This window comes from Gordonia jinhuaensis (assembly GCF_014639795.1).
Taxonomy (GTDB): Bacteria; Actinomycetota; Actinomycetes; order Mycobacteriales; family Mycobacteriaceae; genus Gordonia_B; species Gordonia_B jinhuaensis.
Genome location: NZ_BMGC01000002.1, coordinates 229595 through 249113 on the forward strand (window position 1 = coordinate 229595; position 19519 = coordinate 249113).

Sequence of the window (19519 nt, forward strand, 5' to 3'; positions counted from 1 at the left end):
GTGCGGGTGGTTCCGAGCGCGTCTCGACCGGGCAGGTCGTGCATGGGTGCACTGATTGCCCGGTAGATCAATCTACCGAACCGGCCGGCGGATTCCGCGCACGCGCGTGACCGTGGCTCGTCTGCATGCGATCCTCGTCGGCGTGTCAGACAGCGCCGGGTCCACCCGGTCCCGCCGCAGCGATGCTGCCTCGCTCGCCGACGATCTCGTGGAGCGCGATCGGGACTGTGTGTGGCATCCCTACGGGCAGATGCCCAGCGTGCAGTCGCCGCTTCCGGTGGCCTCCGCCGAGGGTGTGCGGCTACAGCTGGTCGACGGCCGCTCATTGGTGGACGGGATGAGCTCGTGGTGGGCGGCGATCCACGGCTATCGGCATCCGGTGCTCGACGAGGCGGTGCGCACCCAGCTGTCGTCGATGGCCCATGTGATGTTCGGCGGGCTGACACATCAACCCGCGGTCGATCTCGCGCAGCTGCTGGTGGAGATCACCCCCGCGCCGCTGCGCACGGTCTTCTTCGCCGACTCGGGATCGGTGTCGGTGGAGGTCGCGGTGAAGATGGCGCTGCAGTACTGGCGTGCGCGGGGACTACCTGCCAAGCGCCGCCTGCTCACGTGGCGGGGCGGATACCACGGCGACACTTTCACCCCGATGAGCGTCTGCGACCCGGTCGGCGGCATGCATGCGCTGTGGACCGACATCCTCGCCGAGCAGCTCTTCGCACCGGTGCCCCCGACGAGCCATGAGCAGGACTACGTCGATCAGCTCGCCGCGCTGGTCACCGCTCACCGCGACGAGCTCGCCGCGGTGATCGTCGAGCCGGTGGTGCAGGGGGCCGGTGGGATGCGGTTCCCGTCGCCGCGATACCTGGCCGACCTGCGCGCGCTCTGCGACGAGAACTCGGTCCTGCTGATCTTCGACGAGATCGCCACCGGTTTCGGTCGGACCGGTGAATTGTTCGCTGCCGACCATGCCGGGGTGTCGCCGGACATCATGTGTGTGGGCAAGGCGTTGACCGGCGGATACCTCACGCTGGCGGCGACGCTGTGCACCCGCGAGGTGGCCACGACCATCACCTCCGGCCATCCCGGTGTGCTCGCCCACGGTCCGACGTTCATGGCCAATCCGCTGGCCTGCGCGGTGGGTCTGGCCTCCACCCGGCTGTTGCTGGACTCGCCGTGGCGCACTCGCGTGGCCGCGATCGAGGGCGGCCTGCGTGCGGGGCTGGCCGACACCGTCGGCGGATCGGGTGTCACCGACGTGCGGGTTCTCGGCGCGATCGGTGTGGTCGAACTCGACGACGACGTCGACATGGCGGCGGCCACCGACGCAGCAGTCGCCGCAGGCGTGTGGTTGCGCCCGTTCGGCCGGTTGATCTACACGATGCCCCCACTGATCGCCGACGCCGACGACGTCGCGCTGATCTGCGCGGGGATCACCGCCGCGGTGCGAGCATCCACGCGCACGTGACCTGACCGGCGACCGGGCCGCACCGGTGACGGGACAGCGCATCTGACCTGTCACCGGTGTGCGACATGACGCCGTGATCGTCCCGGGATGGCTGCATGGGGATCACCGATCTGCCACACTGTTCGCGATGACTACTGAACAGTGTTCAGGTTTGGCCCTGAGCTGGCTCGATGCCGACGCATCCGCACGACGTGAGGCCGGACTGCATCGCGAGGTGACCCCGCGTGAGGAGTCCGGCGCACTGGTCGACCTGGCCTCCAACGACTATCTCGGACTGGCCCGGCATCCCGCGACGATTGCCGGCGCGCAGGAGGCCGCGGCGCGCTGGGGGACAGGTGCGACCGCGTCGCGCCTGGTCGCCGGGACGACCCGGCTGCACGACGACTTCGAACGCGACCTCGCCGCATTTCTCGGTGTCGAAGCGGCCCTGGTGTTCTCGTCGGGCTATCTGGCGAACATCGGTGCGGTCAGCGCGCTCGCCGGCCGGGACGGATTCATCGTCAGCGACACCGGGGCGCACGCATCGCTGATCGACGGATGCCGGCTGTCGCGATCGCAGGTGGTGGTGATCGAGCGCGGCGATCACGAGGCGTTGGCGCGTGTTCTCGCGACGCGGACGCGGCAGCGGGCGCTGGTGGTGACCGACTCGGTGTACAGCATCGACGGGGTGATCGCCCCGATCGCCGAGTACCACCAGGTGGCACGCGAGCACGGGGCGATGCTGCTCGTCGACGAGGCGCACGCGCTGGGCGTCCGGGGGCGGGGCGGGCGCGGCGTGGTCGACGAGCTCGGACTCTCCGGCGCCGACGACCTGGTGGTGACCACGGTGTTGTCGAAGTCGCTGGGATCGCAGGGTGGTGTGGTCGCCGGTTCCGCGCGTGTCCGTGACCATCTCGTCGACACCGCACGCACCTTCATCTTCGATACTGGGCTCAACCCACCGGCAGCGGGTGCGGCGCGCGCCGCGTTGGCGACACTGCGCGACAACCCGGACCTGTGCGACCAGGTGCGGCACAATGCCGCACGCATCGCCGAACGGTGCGGCGGACAGCCGCCCGAGTCGGCGGTGGTCTCGCTCATCGTCGGCGATCCCCATCGCGCGGTCGAGGCCGCGGCGGGCTGCCGTGGCGTCGGCGTGCACGTGGGGTGCTTCCGCCCGCCGTCGGTACCCGCCGGCACGTCACGTCTCCGTCTGACGGCCCGCGCGGACTTGTCCGAGGACCTCATCGACGACGTGACGTCGCGGATCCGCGGGGTGCTCGACGGACTCGGCGTGCGGGTGGGCGCGTGATGAGCCCGGCGAGCGCACCCGACCAGTCGCTTCCAGTCCAGTCGCTCACGCACGATCAGCCGAATGCGCGGGGTCAAGTGCCGCCGGACCCGGCCGGGCGCGTCGTGGTGGTCACCGGAACCTGCACCGATGTGGGCAAAACGGTGACCGTCGCGGCGCTGGTCGCCGGGTTTCGTGCGGCCGGCTGCTCGGTGGCCGTCTGCAAACCGGCTCAGACCGGTGTCGAGGCCGGCGCCGACGGTGATCGGACCGATGACCCGCGGCGCGCAGACGGTGGGGACCTCGCGGTGGTGCGCGCGCTCGCCAACCCTGACGAGACGCTCGAATGTGCGCGTTTCCGGGAACCGTTGGCGCCCTTCACCGCTGCCCGCCGAGAACACCGCGAACCGCTGCGGCTGGCGCAGATCACCGCCGCCGTCGACGATCTCCGGTCCCGTCACGACGTGGTGGTGGTCGAGGGTGCCGGTGGTGTGCTCGTGCGGTTCGACGAGACGACCACCATCCTCAGCGTTGCCGATGCCCTGGCTGCGCCGATGGTGGTGGTGGTCGACCCGGCACTCGGCGCGCTCAACCACGCCGAACTGACCGTCGGAGCGATACGCGCGGCAGGGGTGGAGGTGGCCGGGCTCGTGATCGGGCGATGGCCTCGCGACCCCGACCTCGCGCGCCGATGCAATCTCGACGATCTCCCGACGGTCACCGACAGCCGCATCCTCGGGGTCATCCCCGAGGGCGTGAGCGACCTGACCCCAGCGGAATTCGCGGCGGCGGCCATCACCTGGCTCGATCTCTCCCACCACATCCCCGACACGAAAGCCTCACCCCCGACACGAAAGGCCCGCACGTGACCGACATCCGCACCGACGACGCCGCACCCGCCGATCGGACCCCCACGACGACGGGTACCGCGATGACCGGCACCGCGGCGGGGAGCGCCGACGACATCCTGGCGATCGCCACCGAACAAGTCCTCGGACGAGGCGTCGGACTGACCCGCGAGCAGGTACTCGCGGTGTTGTCGTTGCCCGACGAGCGCTTGCCCGAACTCCTCGACCTCGCGCACAAGGTGCGCATGCGGTGGTGTGGACCGGAAGTGGAGGTCGAGGGCATCATCTCGCTGAAGACCGGCGGATGCCCCGAGGATTGCCACTTCTGTTCGCAGTCAGGCCTTTTCGAGTCACCGGTGCGCAGTGCCTGGATCGACATCCCCGCGCTGGTGGAGGCGGCCAAGCAGACGGCGAAGACCGGCGCGACCGAGTTCTGCATCGTCGCGGCGGTGCGTGGGCCGGATGAGCGCCTGATGAGTCAGGTGGCCGCCGCCGTCGAGGCGATCCGCGCCGAGGTCGACATCCAGGTCGCCTGCTCGCTGGGGATGCTCACCCAGGACCAGGTCGACGCGCTGGTCGAGATGGGGGTGCACCGTTACAACCACAACCTCGAGACCGCGCGCAGCCACTTCCCGAATGTGGTGAGCACCCACACCTGGGAGGAGCGTTTCGACACCCTGCGGATGGTGCGGGATGCCGGGATGGAGGTGTGCTGCGGCGGCATCCTCGGCATGGGGGAGACGCGCGAGCAGCGCGCCGAGTTCGCTGCCGAACTCGCCGAACTCTGCCCCGACGAGGTTCCGATGAACTTCCTCAACCCGCGTCCGGGCACGCCGTTCGGCGATCTCGAGGTGATGCCGGCGACGGAGGCGCTCGCCTGTGTCGGCGCGTTCCGGCTCGCGTTGCCGCGCACCATCCTGCGCTTTGCCGGCGGACGTGAGATCACCCTCGGGGACCTCGGTGCCCAGCAGGGTATTCTCGGCGGCATCAACGCCGTGATCGTCGGGAACTACCTCACGACCCTGGGCAGGCCGGCCGAGGAGGATCTCGACCTGCTGGTCGACCTACAGATGCCCATCAAGGCACTCAATGACACGATGTGACGTGACCCGATCTAATCGCGTACCGGATTCCCCCGTCAGCCGTGTGAGCGCTGTCAACCCCGTCAGCGCCGCCACCCCGCGCGGGCCGTTGGCCGAACCGAGTCGGTTCGGGGTGCACACCGGTGAACCGGTGGAATCGGCAGACGGTCGTCGGGAGCCGCCCGCGGTGGCACTCGGGCTCGAGCCGCCGCGATTCTGCGGGCAGTGCGCTCGACGGATGGTGGTGCAGGTGTGTCCGGACGGCTGGTCGGCGCGCTGCTCGCGCCACGGCACGGTCGACTCGACGGAGGTGGGTTCGCGATGAGCTGGACCGCAACGACATTCGGCGGTCGGACCGGCGTCGAACCGGCGGCACCACCCACCCGTGCCTGGATGTCGACCGGCGCGGTGGTGCTGCTCGGGATCGTGGTCGGCATCGTCTGGGGTGTGCTCACGCCGGGACTGCGAGGTGTAGTGGTCGCGCCCGGTCGCGCGGGGCTGCTGTCTGACAGCACCGTGCACCGCTTCGATGCGATCGCGATCTTCGCGTGTCTGTGTGCGGTCTACGGTGTCGCCGCCGCGCTCGGTCAGTGGATGGTCGCGCGATCACCCGCTGACAGGGCGTTCGTCCGCAGCGCCCGGGGGACGATCATTCTCGTGATCGCGACCATTGCCGGCTCGGCGCTCGGCGCCTGGATCGGCGGTCTGATCGCGCATGCCCGCTACCCGGGCGCCGGCTCGGCGCAGTTCGGCCAGTACTTCTTCGAGGCGCCGTCGCTGTGGATACGCGGGGCCTCAGGCCTCGGTATGAGCGCCCCATGGGTGCTCGTGGTCGTCGCACCCGTATGTGCGCTGATCGCTCAGGCGATCGTGGTGCTCAGCAACCCTCGCGCCGATCTCGGCGTGGGCACCGACGCCGAGATCGGTCTCGGCGTCGGTGAGCACACCCACTGACTCGACCGGACTGACTCGACTGGACTGACTCGCGCCCGGCCTGACTCGAGACAGGGCCGGTGCGGGCCGCCGAGTCGGTCACCTCACGGGGGCGGACGCAGCGTGGCGAACTCGTCGGTCACCCGAAGTCGGTTGTCGGTGAAGCGGTACAGCGCCGGGGGCCGCCCGCCGGACCTGCCGGTGCGGCCTACTGTGCCGGTCGTCTCGACCACACCTCGCCGACTGAGAATGCGCAACAGATTGGTGGCGTCGACGGGATAGCCCAATGTCGCGCGGAAGATCTCCGAGAGCGCGGACATCGGGAACTGGTGCGGTGCCAGCGCGAAGGCGATGTTGGTGTAGGACATCTTCGCCGCCAGTCGTGACCGCGCCAGATCGACCATCGACCGGTGATCGAAACTCATCGTGGGCAGCGCGTCGACCGGCAGCCACCGCGTGTCGGCGGGCAGTTCGGTTGCCGAGTCCACCGGCACCAGACCCAGGTAGGTCGAGGCGATGGCCCGCGGCCCCGGCATCCGGCCCGGGTCGGAGAAGGTGGCGATCTGCTCGAGATGGGCGACCTCCCGCAGATCGACCTTCTCGGCGAGCTGACGGCGCGCCGAGGTGGTCAGGTCTTCGTCGGCACCCAGCGCCCCTCCGGGTAGCGACCAGGTTCCGGCCTGCGGTTCGATGCCGCGCTGCCACAGCAGGACCGCCAGGCGCGGAGCGCCGGTAGCCGCGTCGGTGTCGGGGTCGTCGATGATGCGGAAGACCACGCACCGAACCTCATGAACCATCGTGGCCGCCGACATGGCAGCGATTGTATGTTCCGCCCGATCAGGCGACGGGGGAGACACACGAGGACTGCCGGACGGAGGCGCCCGGAACGCGGTGCTGTACGGAACAGGGTTTTCGATCTATAGTCGAAAACCGCATGACGTGCGCCGGCGACGACGCCAAACCGCGACAGGAGGTGGTGTTCACATGACCACCACGACACAGCCCATCACAGCCCAGCCCGAGACGGCCCAGATTGAGACGGCCCAGTCCTCGACAGCCCACACCGCGACACCACACCCCGCATCGACGCGACGGGTGCAGACGGCGATCCTCGACGCGGGAGCCGGCGCGGCCGCGACAGCACCGCGGTTCACCGGTGTCGAACCCGACGCCGACTGGTTCGCCGAGGTCCGCGACCTGCTGCGCAAGCGCAATGCGACGCTTCTCGCGCACAACTACGAGCTCCCCGCGATCCAGGATGTGGCCGATCACGTCGGCGACTCGCTGGCGCTCTCGCGTATCGCAGCGGAGTCCGACGCCGACGAGATCGTGTTCGCCGGGGTGCATTTCATGGCCGAGACGGCGAAGATCCTCAGCCCCGACAAGACCGTGTTGATCCCCGATGCGCGCGCCGGATGTTCGCTTGCCGACTCGATCACCGCCGACGAGCTGCGTGAGTGGAAGGCGGAATTCCCCGACGCCGTGGTGGTCTCGTATGTGAACACCACCGCGGAGGTCAAGGCGCTGACCGACATCTGCTGCACATCCTCCAACGCGGTGGAGGTGGTGGCGTCGATCGATCCCGATCTCGACGTGTTGTTCCTTCCCGACCAGTTCCTCGGTGCGCATGTGAAGCGGCAGACCGGTCGCGACAACATCCACATCTGGGCCGGCGAGTGCCACGTGCATGCGGGCATCAACGGTGACGAGCTCACCGCCAAGGCCGCCGCACATCCGGATGCCGAGCTGTTCGTCCATCCCGAATGCGGTTGTGCGACATCAGCTCTCTATCTCGCCGGCGAGGGCGTCGTGCCCGACGAGAAGGTGAAGATCCTGTCCACCGGAGGGATGCTCGATGCCGCACGCGCCACCGGCGCGCGACAGGTGCTCGTGGCCACCGAGGTCGGGATGCTCCATCAGCTCCGCAAGGCCGCACCCGACGTCGACTTCCAGCCGGTCAACGATCGTGCCTCCTGCCCGTTCATGAAGATGATCACGCCTGCGGCGCTGCTGCGATGCCTGCGTGAGGGTCGCGACGAGGTCCACGTCGACGCCGACACCGCGGCCAGGGCCCGGCGTAGCGTCGAGAAGATGATCGCCATCGGCAATCCGGGGTCGGGCGAATGATGGTCGGGGGAGCCGAGGTGACCGAACTGGTGGTCCCCGATGCGCGGTCGGTGATCCGCACCGCACTCGACGAGGATCTGCGCCTGGGCCCCGACGTGACGACGGCCGCGACCGTGCCGTCGTCGGCGCGCACCCACGCCCGCATCGTCACCCGTGAGGCCGGCGTCGTCGCCGGTGTCGACGTGGCGCTGGCGGTGTTCGACGAGGTGATCGGCGACGACTACACGGTGATCTCGCGGGTGGCCGACGGATCGGCGGTGGAACCCGGCGAGGTGGTGGTGGAGGTCGAGGCGCCCACCGGGCGGCTGCTGACCGCCGAACGCACCGCGCTGAACCTGCTCACGCACCTGTCGGGGATCGCCACCGAGACCGCCCGGTGGGCGGCCGCGGTGGCCGGAACCGGCGCGGTGATCCGCGACACGCGCAAGACGTTGCCGGGGTTGCGGGAGCTGGAGAAGTACGCGGTGCGTGCCGGCGGGGGACACAACCACCGGATGGCACTCGGCGACGCCGCGCTGATCAAGGACAACCACATCGCTGCCGCGGGTTCGCTGACCGCGGCGTTGCAGGCGGTGCGCGAGCTGGCGCCCGACATCGACGTCGAGGTGGAGGTGGACTCGCTCGAACAACTCGACGAGGCCCTGGCCCTGGGTGCCGAGCTGATCCTGCTGGACAACTTCCCGCTGTGGCAGACCCAGATGGCGGTGCAGCGGCGCAACGCCCGCCGTCCGGAGACCAAGCTGGAGAGTTCGGGCGGCCTGTCGCTCGAGGTGGCCCGCGACTACGCCCGCACCGGGGTCGACTATCTGGCGGTCGGCGCGCTGACTCATTCGGTGACCGCCCTGGATCTGGGTCTGGACCTCTGAGAAGGGCCGCCCGACCGGTGTCGGTGGTGGCGACGATGACGGGCAGCCGACGCGCGGGTGAGCCGGCTGCGGGCAGGTGAACTCGGTGAGCTCACCTGCCCGTATCCTTGACGGGTAACCCAGCCCTGTAGGAGAGATACATGCTTGCCCGCACCGACCTCCGCGGTTCCACCCTGTCGACGGCGATGCTGCGCCGGGTGCTCCCGCGTGGCGGAACCGACATCGAGTCGGTTCTCGGCACGGTCACGCCGGTGGTCCAGGCGATCCGCGAGCGCGGCGTCGCAGCGGCCCTCGACTACGGCGAGACCTTCGATCACGTGCGTCCGGCGACGGTGCGGGTTCCCTCGGATCGGATCATCGCCGCCCGCGACTCACTCGACCCGCAGGTGCGTGCTGCGCTCATCGAGTCGATCGACCGCGCGCGGGTGGTGCACTCCGCGCAACGCCGCACCGACGTGCGCACCGATGTGGTGCCCGGCGGAGCTGTCACCGAGCGCTGGATCCCGGTCAGCCGAGTCGGCCTCTACGTGCCCGGCGGCAATGCCGTCTACCCGTCGAGCGTCGTGATGAACGTGGTGCCCGCGCAGGAGGCAGGCGTCGGGTCGATCGTGGTGACCTCACCGCCGCAGGCTGATTTCGGTGGCTGGCCGCATCCGACCGTGCTGGCCGCATGCGCACTGCTCGGTGTCGACGAGGTGTGGGCGGTCGGCGGGGCGCAGTCGATCGCGCTGCTGGCCTACGGCGGCACCGACACCGACGGCACCGAACTCGAGCCGGTTGACATGATCACCGGACCGGGCAACATCTATGTGACCGCGGCCAAGCGACTGTGCCGCAGTGTCGTCGGGATCGACTCCGAGGCCGGGCCCACCGAGATCGCCATCCTCGCCGACGATTCGGCCGATCCGGCGTTCGTGGCGGCTGACCTCATCAGCCAGGCCGAACACGACGTGCTCGCCGCGTCGGTGCTCGTCACCGACAGTGAGCCCTTCGCCGACGCGGTCGAGGCCGCGGTCGCCGAACAGGTGGAGTCGACCAAACACCGCGAGCGGGTGCTCGCCGCGCTGTCGGGCAGCCAGTCGGGAGTGGTCCTCGTCGATGACGTCGACGCCGGTGTGGATGTCGTGAATGCTTATGCCGCAGAACATCTCGAAGTGCAGACGCGCAGCGCGGCCGACGTGGCCGCGCGGGTCCGCAACGCCGGGGCGGTCTTCGTGGGTGCGTACTCGCCGGTCAGCCTCGGCGACTATTGCGCGGGCTCCAACCACGTGCTGCCGACCTCCGGATCGGCCCGCTACAGCTCGGGGTTGTCGGTACAGACCTTCCTCAAGGGCGTCCACGTCATCGACTACGACGAGCAGGCCCTGCAGGGTGTCTCGGGTCATGTCGTCGCGCTGTCGTCGGCCGAGGATCTGCCTGCCCACGGCGACGCGGTGACCGTCCGCTTCGGTCGTGCGGGGGCCGGCAGGTGAGCGCGCCGGGCGCGCGCGTCGCACTCTCGGATCTGCCACTGCGGGACAACCTGGTGGGCAAGAACCCGTATGGCGCACCGCAATTGGAGGTGCCCTACGCGCTGAACACCAACGAGAACCCGCATCCGCCGAGCGCGGCGCTGATCGACGACGTCACCGCGTCGGTACGCGAGGCCGCAGCAGTGCTGCATCGCTATCCCGACCGCGACGCGCTGGCGTTGCGAACCGACCTCGCCGAGTACCTGTCGCAGGCCACCGGCGTGCAGCTGACTGCCGAAAACCTCTGGGCGGCAAACGGTTCCAACGAGATCCTGCAGCAGCTCCTCCAGGCGTTCGGCGGTCCGGGACGTTCGGCGCTCGGCTTCGTGCCGTCGTATTCGATGCACCCGATCATCTCCGACGGCACCGACACCACCTGGTTGGCCGCCACCCGCGATCGTGACTTCGGACTCGACATCGACTATGCGGTCGGAGAGATCACCGCACGCACCCCCGACATCGTCTTCGTCACCTCGCCGAACAATCCGACCGGCGGTTCGATCGCCGTGGACGACCTGCGCCGAATCCTTGCCGCCGCACCGGGTCTGGTGATCGTCGACGAGGCCTACGCGGAGTTCTCCGACCAGCCAAGTGCGGTGACACTCCTCGACGAGTTCGGCGACACGCTGGTGGTCTCGCGCACCATGAGCAAGGCGTTCGCCTTCGCCGGTGGTCGCCTGGGCTACCTCGCGGCGGCGCCGGCACTGGTGTCGGCGCTGTTGCTGGTGCGATTGCCCTACCACCTGTCGGTGCTGACTCAGGCGGCCGCGCGAGCGGCGCTGCGCCACCGTGACGACACTCTGGCCGGAGTCTCGGCGATCATCTCCGAACGCGACCGGGTGGCCGCGCGTCTGGGTGAGCTCGGATTCGACGTGGTCGACTCCGATGCGAACTTCCTGCTGTTCGGCGAGTTCGCCGACGCACCAGCGGCGTGGCAGCGCTACCTCGACCGCGGCGTGCTCATCCGTGACGTGGGCATCCCCGGACGGCTGCGGGTGACCATCGGGTTGCCCGAGGAGAACGACGCATTCCTGGCCGCCAGCGCGCAGATCGCCCCCGACGGCCTCACCGGCACGATCCGGATCGGACAGGAGACGGCATGACTGACACCGGCAGGACCGCGCGGATCGAGCGGACCACCAAGGAGTCGTCGATCGTCGTGGAGATCGACCTCGACGGCACCGGGCGCACCGACATCTCCACCGGTGTCCCGTTCTACGACCACATGCTCACCGCATTCGGTGCGCACGGCAGCTTCGACCTGGCCGTACACGCCGAAGGCGACGTGGAGATCGAGGCGCATCACACCGTGGAGGACACCGCGATCGTCCTGGGTCAGGCCATCGGCCAGGCGCTCGGTGACAAGTCGGGGATCCGGCGTTTCGGTGATGCCTGGATCCCGATGGACGAGACGCTCGCGCATGCCGTCGTCGACGTATCGGGGCGTCCCTACTGCGTGCACACCGGGGAACCCGAGCACCTTCTCACCGCGGTCATCGGCGGCTATCCGGGCGTGCCGTACTCCACGATCATCAATCGCCACGTCTTCGAGTCGCTGGCCATGAATGCGCGGATCGCGCTGCATGTCCAGGTGATCCACGGTCGCGACCAGCACCACATCACCGAGGCCGAGTTCAAGGCGGTCGCCCGCGCGTTGCGTGCGGCCTGCGAATACGACCCGCGCCAGTCAGGGGTCCCGTCGACGAAGGGCGCGCTGTGAGCGTGACGGTCGCGGTCCTCGACTACGGGTCGGGGAACCTGCGGTCGGCGCAGCGGGCACTCGAACGCACCGGCGCGACGGTGACCGTCACCTCCGACCCCGAGACGGCGCTGGCCGCCGACGGCCTGGTGGTACCCGGTGTCGGCGCCTACGAGGCCTGCATGAACGGCCTGCGCGCGGTCAACGGCCCCCGCATCATCGGCTCACGGCTGGCCGGATCGCGCCCGGTGCTCGGCATCTGTGTGGGTATGCAGATCCTCTTCGACGAGGGGGTCGAGTTCGGCGTGCACACCGAGGGGTGCGGCGAGTGGCCGGGCACCGTGACCCGCCTCGACGCCCCGGTGCTGCCGCATATGGGCTGGAACACCATCGAGACACCGCAGGACTCGGTGCTGTTCGACGGGATCGACGCCGACACCCGCTTCTACTTCGTGCATTCCTATGCCGCCCAGCACTGGACGATGGACAGCGACGGGTCGCCGATCGCAGCGCCCAAGCTCACCTGGTCGACGCATGGCAGCCGATTCCTCGCTGCGGTGGAGAACGGCCCACTCTCGGCTACCCAGTTCCATCCGGAGAAGTCCGGCGAGGCCGGGGCACAGGTGTTGCGCAACTGGGTGGGCTCACTGACATGAGCGCACCGCGTCAGCTGTCCTACGGTCGACTCGCCGTGCTGTCGGTGCTGGCCGCCGGGGCGGTGATGCTGGTGGGACTGGTAATCATCGTGATCGTCGCACAGTTCTCGCCGATCGCCGCGCTGATTCTGGCCCTCCTCACACTCGTTGGTGCGGTCGCGGCGATGGGCATCACCGCCAACCGCCTGGTCGAACGGGCGCTGTCAGCACCCGACGAGGATGCGCCCGGACACACCGTTGCCGGTCGCGACGACCACGCTCACAACGATCCCGAGCACAAGCACAACGAAAAGGAATGACACATCTGATGGGTGCAATCCTGCAACTGCTGCCGGCGGTCGACGTCGCCGACGGTCAGGCCGTCCGACTCGTCCAGGGCGCAGCCGGCACCGAGACCTCCTACGGCTCTCCGCGCGAGGCCGCATTGGCCTGGCAGAGCGACGGCGCAGAGTGGATCCATCTCGTCGACCTCGACGCGGCTTTCGGCAGGGGTGACAACCGCGCCCTGCTCGCCGAGGTGGTCGGCGAACTCGACGTCGACGTGGAACTGTCCGGCGGTATCCGCGACGACGACTCGCTCGCCGCGGCATTGGCGACAGGATGCCGGCGGGTCAATCTGGGCACCGCGGCCCTCGAGCAACCTCAGTGGTGCGCGAAGGTGATCGCCGAACACGGCGACCGGATCGCGGTGGGACTCGACGTGATCCGCAACGATCCCGACGGCACCGCCCCGCACGGCTACCGGCTGCGCGGTCGCGGCTGGGTCACCGACGGCGGTGATCTGTGGGAGGTCCTCGACAGGCTCGAACGTGACGGCTGTGCGCGCTACGTGGTGACCGACGTGAGCAAGGACGGCACCCTGGCGGGACCGAACCTCGAACTCCTCGCCGAGGTCGCCGACCGCGCCTCGGCGCCGGTCGTCGCCTCCGGCGGTGTCTCGGCGATCGACGACCTCGTCGCCATCTCAGGACTGACCGACCGCGGGGTCGAGGGCGCGATCGTCGGCAAGGCGCTCTACGCCGGGCGTTTCACCCTGCCCGAGGCACTCGAGGCGGTCGCACGGCGATGACGTCGCACGACCGGTCGGGATCGCAGAGCAGCACGGGTGCGCGCTCAGCCGCCGACGCGGGGCTCGACCTCGATCGACTCGTCGACGTCGCCGCATCGATCCTCGACGCGGCGGCCCCGCGATTCACCGAGGGCCTCGGTGCCGGGTCGGCGGTGGACAAGGGCGGCTCGGATTTCGCCACCGAACTCGACCTCGAACTCGAACGGTTCATCGCCTCCGAGCTGTCGTCGCGGACCGGGATCGGGGTGCACGGCGAGGAGTACGGCGGACCGCCGGTGGACACCGGCGTGGTGTGGGTCGTCGACCCGATCGACGGCACCTTCAACTACTCGGCGGGCCTGCCGCTCGACGGCATGCTGGCGGCCCTGCTGATCGACGGCGATCCGGTGATCGGCCTGACGTGGCTGCCGCTGCTCGGGACCACCTACACCGCCGTGGCGGGCGGTCGCCTGCACGTCAACGGGGTCGCGCGGCCTGCGTTGGCCACCGGTTCGCTGCGTGAGGCGATGATCTCCTTCGGCGCATTCAACGTGGCCTCGCGCGGGAGATATCCCGGCCGGTGGCGCCACGCCGCGCTCGGCGAGATCTCGAAGCGCTCGTCGCGGCTGCGGCTCTTCGGCAGCACCGGTGTGGACCTGGCCTACTGTGCCGCCGGAATGCTGGGTGGGGCGGTGGTGTTCGGTCACAACGCATGGGACAACGCCCCCGGTGTGGCACTCGTGCGTGCCGCGGGCGGGATCGTCACCGATCTCGCCGGTGAGCCCTGGACCATCGCATCGCACTCGGTGCTCGCCGGTGCCCCGGGAGTGCACGACGAACTGCTGACGCTGCTGCGTGGACTCGGCGACCCGGCTCACTTCGCCCCGTCCATCAGCACCCCGACAGCCACGAACACCCCGGCAGCGACCAGCGCCCCAACAGCGCCCGGCACCCCGACAGCGCCCGGCACCCCGACAGAAGAGGACACCCAAGAGTCATGACGTTGGCCGTTCGAGTGATCCCCTGTCTCGACGTCGACGACGGACGCGTTGTCAAGGGCGTCAACTTCCAGAACCTGCGCGACGCCGGCGACCCGGTGGAACTCGCCGCACGCTACGACGCCGAGGGTGCCGACGAGTTGACCTTCCTCGACGTCACAGCGTCGAGTTCGGGGCGGTCGACGATGCTCGAGGTGGTCAAACGCACCGCCGAGCAGATCTTCATCCCGCTCACCGTCGGTGGCGGCATCCGGACCGTCGAGGATGTCGACGTGCTCCTGCGCGCCGGCGCCGACAAGGTCAGTGTGAACACCGCCGCAATCCAGCGACCCGGCGTGCTCTCGGAGATGAGCCGGCGGTTCGGTTCGCAATGCATCGTGCTGTCGGTGGATGCGCGCTCGGTCCCCGAGACCGACCCGCCGACCGCCTCGGGCTGGGAGGTCACCACGCACGGCGGTCGCCGCGGAACGGGTATCGACGCGCTCGAATGGGCCCGCCGCGGCGAGGAGCTCGGGGTGGGGGAGATCCTGTTGAACTCGATGGACGCCGACGGGACCAAGCGGGGTTTCGACCTGCGGATGATCGAGGCGGCCCGGGCGGCGGTGGGGGTGCCGGTCATCGCGAGCGGCGGTGCCGGCAAGGCCGCCGACTTCCCGCCGGCGGTCGAGGTCGGTGCCGATGCGGTGCTGGCCGCATCGATCTTCCACTTCGGTGAGGTGTCCATCGGCGAGGTCAAGTCCACGATGGCCCAGACCGGGATCGTCGTGCGCTGATCGGCGGCGGATGGGCTGATCGATCGCACGTACAGGGCCGTCGACCGGGACAACTGACGACCTGGGACGATGGATTGACAACGACCACGTGCGAGGCGCTCGCCGGTGACCGTTGGACGAAGTGGGGTATTTCGATGAAGGTGGGTTCTCGATGACATTGGACGCATCGCTCGCCGAGCGGCTCACACGCAATGCCGACGGGCTGTTCACCGTGGTGGTGCAGGAGCACTCCACCGGAGACGTGCTCATGGTGGCCTGGATGGACGACGAGGCGCTCGACCGCACCATGCGCACCCGTCGCGCGACCTACTGGTCGCGGTCGCGCAGCGAGTACTGGGTCAAGGGTGAGACCAGCGGACACACTCAGTACGTGCACCGGATCCAGCTCGACTGTGACGGGGATGCGCTGCTGATGACCGTCGACCAGGTCGGCGCGGCCTGTCACACCGGAACCCACACCTGCTTCGACGACCGGACGATCCTGCCCGAGCAAGCCGCCACCGACACCGTGACGCCCCAGACCCCCACCGCCCAGACCCGTACGCCCCAGACCCGTACGCCCCAGACCCGTACGACCCAGACCCAGGAAGCTGAGCACATGCCGCTGATCCAGATCTCCCAGACACCGGGCCTGTCCGACCGAGTGAAGCGCGAGACCATCGCCGCGGTCACCGAGGCCTACGCGAAGGCGACCGGCAAGAGCCCCGACGCGGTGTGGGTCACCATCACCGAGATCCCGCGCAGCCAGTGGGGTGTCGGCGGGGAACCGCTGGGCTGAACAGATGACCGACTCGCACACACTCGACGCCCACGCCGAAACGCCCGACACCGCCATCCCCGACGGCGGCGAGGCAGGCACCACCACGTTGGCGCAGTTCCTGAACCTGGCAGCCGACCACCGCGTGGTCCCGGTGGTCCGCAAGGTGCTCGCCGACTCCGAGACCCCGCTGTCGGCCTATCGGAAACTGGCCGGCGATCGCGCCGGGACCTTCCTGCTCGAATCCGCCGAGAACGGACGCTCGTGGTCGCGCTGGTCGTTCATCGGTGCGGGTTCGCCGTCGGCGCTCACGGTGAGCGACGGCGAGGCGTCGTGGTGGGGCACGGTCCCCACCGGCGCGCCCAGTGGTGGCGCGCCGCTCGACGCGCTCGCACGCTCGCTGGAGATCCTGGCCACCGACCCGCTGCCGGGAATGCCGCCGTTGACCGGCGGATTCGTGGGCTATCTCGCCTATGACGCGGTGCGTTGGCTGGAGAAACTGCCGCACACCACCGTCGACGACCTCAACCTCCCGCCGATGATGTTCCTGCTCGCCGCCGACCTCGCGGCGTTCGATCATCACGAGGGCTCGATCACGTTGATCGCCAACGCGATCAACTGGGACGGCACAGACGACCGGGCCGAGGAGGCCTACCGGGACGCCGTCGCGCGGCTGGACCGGATGACCGACGCCCTGGCTGCGCCGTCGGCGTCGACGGTGTCGGTGTATGACCGGCCCGATCCCGACTACACCGTCCAGCGCGACCTCGACACGTACCGCACGATCGTCACGAGTCTGGTCGAGGAGATCCGGGCGGGTGAAGCGTTCCAGATCGTGCCATCGATGCGATTCGAGATGGCCACCGACGCCGACCCGCTCGACGTCTACCGTGTGTTGCGGGCATCGAACCCCAGCCCGTACATGTACCTCCTGCGGATGCCCGGTGTCGGCCGCGACCCGTTCACCATCGTCGGGTCGAGTCCCGAGGCACTGGTCACCGTGCACGACGGGGTGGCCACCACCCATCCCATCGCCGGTACCCGGTGGCGTGGCGCCACCGAGGAAGAAGACGTGCTGCTCGGCAAGGATCTCATCGCCGACGAGAAGGAGAACGCCGAACACCTGATGCTGGTCGACCTCGGCCGCAACGATCTCGGACGGGTCTGCGTCCCGGGCTCGGTGAAGGTCAGCGACTACCGACACATCGAGCGCTACAGCCATGTGATGCACCTGGTGTCCACGGTGTCGGGGACGCTGCGCGGGGACAAGACCGCACTCGACGCCGTGACCGCGTGTTTCCCCGCGGGCACCCTCACCGGGGCGCCGAAGGTGCGGGCGATGGAACTGATCGACGAGCACGAGATCACCAGCCGCGGCCTGTACGGCGGCATCGTCGGCTACTTCGACTTCGCCGGCGATGCCGACACCGCGATCGCCATCCGGACCGCACTGATCGCCGACGGATCGGCGTTCGTGCAAGCAGGTGGGGGTGTCGTCGCCGACAGCGAGCCGGAGTACGAATACAACGAGGCCCGTAACAAGGCGACCGCGGTACTGCGGGCCATCGCCGCAGCCGAGACCATGCGGCGCACCGGCGATCCCGCCACCGCGCCACCGGAGGACCATGTCTGACAGCTCGACCCCCACAACCCCCGACCCGGACACCCCGGCGCCGGACTCCACGGATCCCGCCACGGAGAAATCGGTGAACCCGGAGAAGGCAGTGAATCCGGAGAAGACTGCCGATCCGGCGAAGGCGCGACGCCGGGCCTTGGCGATCTCGTCGCTCCTGCTGGCGATCGCCGCGATCTGTCTATGGGCGGCCAGTCGGATGACCTGGGCCACGGTGGTCGGCGCCGACGGCATGTCGCCGCCACGGACGTTTCGAGTCCACGGATCCGATTGGAGTCCGTGGCTGACCCCGCTCGCGATCGTGCTGGTGGCCGCCATCGCAGCCACCGCCGCACTGCGCGGATGGCTGCAGCGACTGGTCGCCGTGATCGTGGCCGTGATCGGCGTGGTGGTGATGATCCCGGCCATCTCCCTGCTCACCTCCGGGGACAACACCTCCTATGCCGCCAAGGCGATCGAGATCCCCGCGCGCTATCAGGTGCTGCAGATGACCACCAACAGCTGGTCGGCCGTGGTCGCCATCCTCGGCGGGTTGTGTGCGATCGTGGCCGCGATCTCCATCCTGCGTGTTGGCCGGACGGGCACGTCGATGTCCAGCAAGTACCTCTCGCCGGGTGCTCGTCGCGCCGAACTCGAACGTCAGGTCTTCGCCGACCGGGCCGCAACCGACACGGTGGCCGGTGACGGTCGTGAGTCGGCACGGGTCGCCCGTGACGATTCCGCAGATCACGCCGACGACGCGGAATCGACTGCCGCGAGCGGTTCGGGCACCGACCTCAACGAACGGATGCTCTGGGATGCACTCGACACCGGCGAGGATCCGACCGACCGGGGTCGGTGAGCGACGAGCGGTCGGCCGAGTCCCGCCACACCCAGCCCCGGTGACGGTTGCGGGTTCGCTCGCGGTTACCCTTTGAGGAGCGAGCCGGAGCATGGGGGCTCGCCGGCCGAATGAACGTCGATCGCCGCATCGACAGACGTCCGAGTACCGAAAGGGTTAGCTGCGACCGTGAACACGCCGTCAGTTCTCGATTCGATCATCGAGGGTGTCCGAGCCGATGTCGCGGCGCGCGAGGCCCTCGTCGACTTCGCGACACTCAAGAAGCAGGCCGAACGCGCTGCCGCCCCGATCGATGTGGCCGCCGCACTACGTGAACCCGGCATCGGCGTGATCGCCGAGGTCAAGCGCTCGAGCCCGTCGAAGGGTGCACTCGCGCAGATCGACGATCCCGCTCACCTGGCACGCAAATACGAAGAAGGCGGGGCACGGGTCATCAGCGTGCTCACCGAACAGCGCAGGTTCAACGGCTCGCTGGCCGACCTCGACTCCGTGCGCGCGGCGGTGTCCATCCCGGTGCTGCGCAAAGACTTCATCGTGGGCCCGTATCAGATCCACGAGGCCCGGGCCCACGGCGCCGACATGGTGCTGCTGATCGTGGCCGCGCTCGAACAGAACGTGCTCTCCTCCCTGCTCGACCGGGTGGAGTCGCTGGGTATGACTGCGCTCGTCGAGGTCCACACCGAAGAAGAAGCCGACCGGGCCCTGCAGGCCGGGGCCAGCGTGGTCGGCGTGAACTCGCGCAACCTCAAGACGCTCGACGTCGACCGCGACACCTTCGGCCGTATCGCCCCGGGTCTGCCCACCGAGGTGATCCGGGTGGCCGAGTCGGGTGTGCGCGGCACCGCCGATCTGCTGGCCTACGCCGGTGCGGGTGCCGATGCCGTACTGGTGGGTGAGGGTCTCGTCACGAGCGGCGATCCGCGTGCAGCGGTGTCCGATCTGGTCACCGCGGGTGCACACCCGTCGTGCCCCAAACCCGCCCGCTGACGCCCACGCCAGACGGACGGTC

At 69.1% G+C, this 19519-nt stretch carries 21 protein-coding genes and 1 pseudogene; 21 read left to right on the top strand and 1 reads right to left on the bottom strand.

The genetic code is table 11. The features are described from left to right. The first annotated feature begins 208 nt into the window (after nucleotides 1-208). The 6 genes from IEW22_RS02360 (at nucleotide 209) to IEW22_RS02385 (ending at nucleotide 5622) form a co-directional block, all read left to right on the top strand. The gene (locus tag IEW22_RS02360) at nucleotides 209-1468 is read left to right on the top strand and encodes an adenosylmethionine--8-amino-7-oxononanoate transaminase (RefSeq protein WP_188585040.1); all 1260 of its coding nucleotides are present in this window, start codon (nucleotides 209-211) and stop codon (nucleotides 1466-1468) included. A 127-nt stretch (nucleotides 1469-1595) separates the two neighbouring features. Then, nucleotides 1596-2759, top strand: a complete 1164-nt coding sequence (locus tag IEW22_RS02365; protein WP_188584964.1) for an 8-amino-7-oxononanoate synthase — start codon at nucleotides 1596-1598, stop codon at nucleotides 2757-2759. Beyond that, a complete protein-coding gene (bioD, locus tag IEW22_RS02370) occupies nucleotides 2759-3607 on the top strand; it encodes a dethiobiotin synthase (RefSeq protein WP_188584965.1) in 849 nt (282 codons plus the stop codon). Before IEW22_RS02365 ends, bioD begins: the two co-directional genes overlap by 1 nt. 62 nt (nucleotides 3608-3669) lie before the next feature. After that, nucleotides 3670-4689: a biotin synthase BioB gene (gene bioB / locus IEW22_RS02375; protein WP_188585041.1), complete on the top strand. Its 1020-nt coding sequence runs from the start codon at nucleotides 3670-3672 to the stop codon at nucleotides 4687-4689. Nucleotides 4690-4732: 43 nt separating this feature from the next. Then, nucleotides 4733-4993 carry a biotin synthase auxiliary protein BsaP gene (gene bsaP, locus IEW22_RS02380; protein ID WP_188584966.1) on the top strand — a complete coding sequence of 87 codons (261 nt, stop codon included), beginning with the start codon at nucleotides 4733-4735 and terminating at the stop codon, nucleotides 4991-4993. Continuing rightward, the gene (locus tag IEW22_RS02385; protein ID WP_188584967.1) at nucleotides 4990-5622 is read left to right on the top strand and encodes a DUF2567 domain-containing protein; all 633 of its coding nucleotides are present in this window, start codon (nucleotides 4990-4992) and stop codon (nucleotides 5620-5622) included. The genes bsaP and IEW22_RS02385 overlap by 4 nt, the downstream gene beginning before the upstream one ends. Before the next feature lie 83 nt (nucleotides 5623-5705). Here the strand turns inward: IEW22_RS02385 and IEW22_RS02390 are convergent, their stop codons facing one another. Next, complete coding sequence (locus tag IEW22_RS02390; RefSeq protein WP_188584968.1) at nucleotides 5706-6413, bottom strand: NUDIX hydrolase; 708 nt, start codon at nucleotides 6411-6413, stop codon at nucleotides 5706-5708. Nucleotides 6414-6585: 172 nt separating this feature from the next. Here IEW22_RS02390 and nadA point away from each other — a divergent pair, with 172 nt between their 5' ends. The 15 genes and pseudogenes from nadA (at nucleotide 6586) to trpC (ending at nucleotide 19497) form a co-directional block, all read left to right on the top strand. After that, nucleotides 6586-7728, top strand: coding sequence for a quinolinate synthase NadA (nadA, locus tag IEW22_RS02395; protein WP_188584969.1), 1143 nt, complete (start codon nucleotides 6586-6588; stop codon nucleotides 7726-7728). Beyond that, a complete protein-coding gene (gene nadC, locus IEW22_RS02400; protein WP_188584970.1) occupies nucleotides 7725-8594 on the top strand; it encodes a carboxylating nicotinate-nucleotide diphosphorylase in 870 nt (289 codons plus the stop codon). Before nadA ends, nadC begins: the two co-directional genes overlap by 4 nt. Nucleotides 8595-8734: 140 nt before the next feature. After that, a complete protein-coding gene (gene hisD, locus IEW22_RS02405) occupies nucleotides 8735-10066 on the top strand; it encodes a histidinol dehydrogenase (protein ID WP_188584971.1) in 1332 nt (443 codons plus the stop codon). After that, the gene (locus IEW22_RS02410) at nucleotides 10063-11208 is read left to right on the top strand and encodes a histidinol-phosphate transaminase (RefSeq protein ID WP_188584972.1); all 1146 of its coding nucleotides are present in this window, start codon (nucleotides 10063-10065) and stop codon (nucleotides 11206-11208) included. Before hisD ends, IEW22_RS02410 begins: the two co-directional genes overlap by 4 nt. Continuing rightward, entirely contained in the window at nucleotides 11205-11825 is a 621-nt protein-coding gene (hisB, locus tag IEW22_RS02415) for an imidazoleglycerol-phosphate dehydratase HisB (RefSeq protein WP_188584973.1), read from the top strand. The genes IEW22_RS02410 and hisB overlap by 4 nt, the downstream gene beginning before the upstream one ends. Then, nucleotides 11822-12460 (top strand): imidazole glycerol phosphate synthase subunit HisH, encoded by a 639-nt coding sequence (hisH, locus tag IEW22_RS02420; RefSeq protein ID WP_188584974.1) that lies wholly within the window; start codon nucleotides 11822-11824, stop codon nucleotides 12458-12460. The genes hisB and hisH overlap by 4 nt, the downstream gene beginning before the upstream one ends. Continuing rightward, on the top strand, nucleotides 12457-12759 hold the full coding sequence (locus IEW22_RS02425; RefSeq protein WP_188584975.1) for a hypothetical protein: 303 nt from the start codon (nucleotides 12457-12459) through the stop codon (nucleotides 12757-12759). Before hisH ends, IEW22_RS02425 begins: the two co-directional genes overlap by 4 nt. Before the next feature lie 8 nt (nucleotides 12760-12767). After that, the gene (priA, locus tag IEW22_RS02430) at nucleotides 12768-13529 is read left to right on the top strand and encodes a bifunctional 1-(5-phosphoribosyl)-5-((5-phosphoribosylamino)methylideneamino)imidazole-4-carboxamide isomerase/phosphoribosylanthranilate isomerase PriA (RefSeq protein WP_188584976.1); all 762 of its coding nucleotides are present in this window, start codon (nucleotides 12768-12770) and stop codon (nucleotides 13527-13529) included. Further along, complete coding sequence (locus tag IEW22_RS02435; RefSeq protein ID WP_188584977.1) at nucleotides 13526-14509, top strand: inositol monophosphatase family protein; 984 nt, start codon at nucleotides 13526-13528, stop codon at nucleotides 14507-14509. Before priA ends, IEW22_RS02435 begins: the two co-directional genes overlap by 4 nt. Continuing rightward, nucleotides 14506-15279, top strand: a complete 774-nt coding sequence (gene hisF / locus IEW22_RS02440) for an imidazole glycerol phosphate synthase subunit HisF (protein ID WP_188584978.1) — start codon at nucleotides 14506-14508, stop codon at nucleotides 15277-15279. The genes IEW22_RS02435 and hisF overlap by 4 nt, the downstream gene beginning before the upstream one ends. 151 nt (nucleotides 15280-15430) lie before the next feature. Beyond that, a pseudogene (hisI, locus tag IEW22_RS19965) lies at nucleotides 15431-15775 on the top strand (phosphoribosyl-AMP cyclohydrolase); the annotation flags it as partial. Nucleotides 15776-15877: 102 nt separating this feature from the next. After that, the gene (locus IEW22_RS19970; RefSeq protein ID WP_229742119.1) at nucleotides 15878-16057 is read left to right on the top strand and encodes a tautomerase family protein; all 180 of its coding nucleotides are present in this window, start codon (nucleotides 15878-15880) and stop codon (nucleotides 16055-16057) included. A gap of 4 nt (nucleotides 16058-16061) precedes the next feature. After that, on the top strand, nucleotides 16062-17669 hold the full coding sequence (locus tag IEW22_RS02450) for an anthranilate synthase component I (RefSeq protein ID WP_188584980.1): 1608 nt from the start codon (nucleotides 16062-16064) through the stop codon (nucleotides 17667-17669). Continuing rightward, the gene (locus IEW22_RS02455) at nucleotides 17662-18510 is read left to right on the top strand and encodes a TIGR02234 family membrane protein (protein WP_188584981.1); all 849 of its coding nucleotides are present in this window, start codon (nucleotides 17662-17664) and stop codon (nucleotides 18508-18510) included. The genes IEW22_RS02450 and IEW22_RS02455 overlap by 8 nt, the downstream gene beginning before the upstream one ends. A 168-nt stretch (nucleotides 18511-18678) precedes the next feature. Then, nucleotides 18679-19497 (top strand): indole-3-glycerol phosphate synthase TrpC, encoded by an 819-nt coding sequence (trpC, locus tag IEW22_RS02460; protein WP_188584982.1) that lies wholly within the window; start codon nucleotides 18679-18681, stop codon nucleotides 19495-19497. Nucleotides 19498-19519 lie beyond the last annotated feature (22 nt).

Excerpts from the sequence above, each read along its gene's own strand:
- IEW22_RS02365 (WP_188584964.1), top strand. The coding sequence starts at position 1,596 with ATGACTACTGAACAGTGTTCAGGTTTGGCCCTGAGCTGGCTCGATGCC.
- bioD (WP_188584965.1), top strand. The coding sequence starts at position 2,759 with ATGAGCCCGGCGAGCGCACCCGACCAGTCGCTTCCAGTCCAGTCGCTC.
- bioB (WP_188585041.1), top strand. The coding sequence starts at position 3,670 with ATGACCGGCACCGCGGCGGGGAGCGCCGACGACATCCTGGCGATCGCC.
- IEW22_RS02385 (WP_188584967.1), top strand. The coding sequence starts at position 4,990 with ATGAGCTGGACCGCAACGACATTCGGCGGTCGGACCGGCGTCGAACCG.
- IEW22_RS02390 (WP_188584968.1), bottom strand. The coding sequence starts at position 6,413 with ATGTCGGCGGCCACGATGGTTCATGAGGTTCGGTGCGTGGTCTTCCGC.
- nadA (WP_188584969.1), top strand. The coding sequence starts at position 6,586 with ATGACCACCACGACACAGCCCATCACAGCCCAGCCCGAGACGGCCCAG.
- nadC (WP_188584970.1), top strand. The coding sequence starts at position 7,725 with ATGATGGTCGGGGGAGCCGAGGTGACCGAACTGGTGGTCCCCGATGCG.
- hisD (WP_188584971.1), top strand. The coding sequence starts at position 8,735 with ATGCTTGCCCGCACCGACCTCCGCGGTTCCACCCTGTCGACGGCGATG.
- hisB (WP_188584973.1), top strand. The coding sequence starts at position 11,205 with ATGACTGACACCGGCAGGACCGCGCGGATCGAGCGGACCACCAAGGAG.
- IEW22_RS02425 (WP_188584975.1), top strand. The coding sequence starts at position 12,457 with ATGAGCGCACCGCGTCAGCTGTCCTACGGTCGACTCGCCGTGCTGTCG.
- priA (WP_188584976.1), top strand. The coding sequence starts at position 12,768 with ATGGGTGCAATCCTGCAACTGCTGCCGGCGGTCGACGTCGCCGACGGT.
- IEW22_RS02435 (WP_188584977.1), top strand. The coding sequence starts at position 13,526 with ATGACGTCGCACGACCGGTCGGGATCGCAGAGCAGCACGGGTGCGCGC.
- hisF (WP_188584978.1), top strand. The coding sequence starts at position 14,506 with ATGACGTTGGCCGTTCGAGTGATCCCCTGTCTCGACGTCGACGACGGA.
- IEW22_RS19970 (WP_229742119.1), top strand. The coding sequence starts at position 15,878 with ATGCCGCTGATCCAGATCTCCCAGACACCGGGCCTGTCCGACCGAGTG.
- IEW22_RS02450 (WP_188584980.1), top strand. The coding sequence starts at position 16,062 with ATGACCGACTCGCACACACTCGACGCCCACGCCGAAACGCCCGACACC.
- IEW22_RS02455 (WP_188584981.1), top strand. The coding sequence starts at position 17,662 with ATGTCTGACAGCTCGACCCCCACAACCCCCGACCCGGACACCCCGGCG.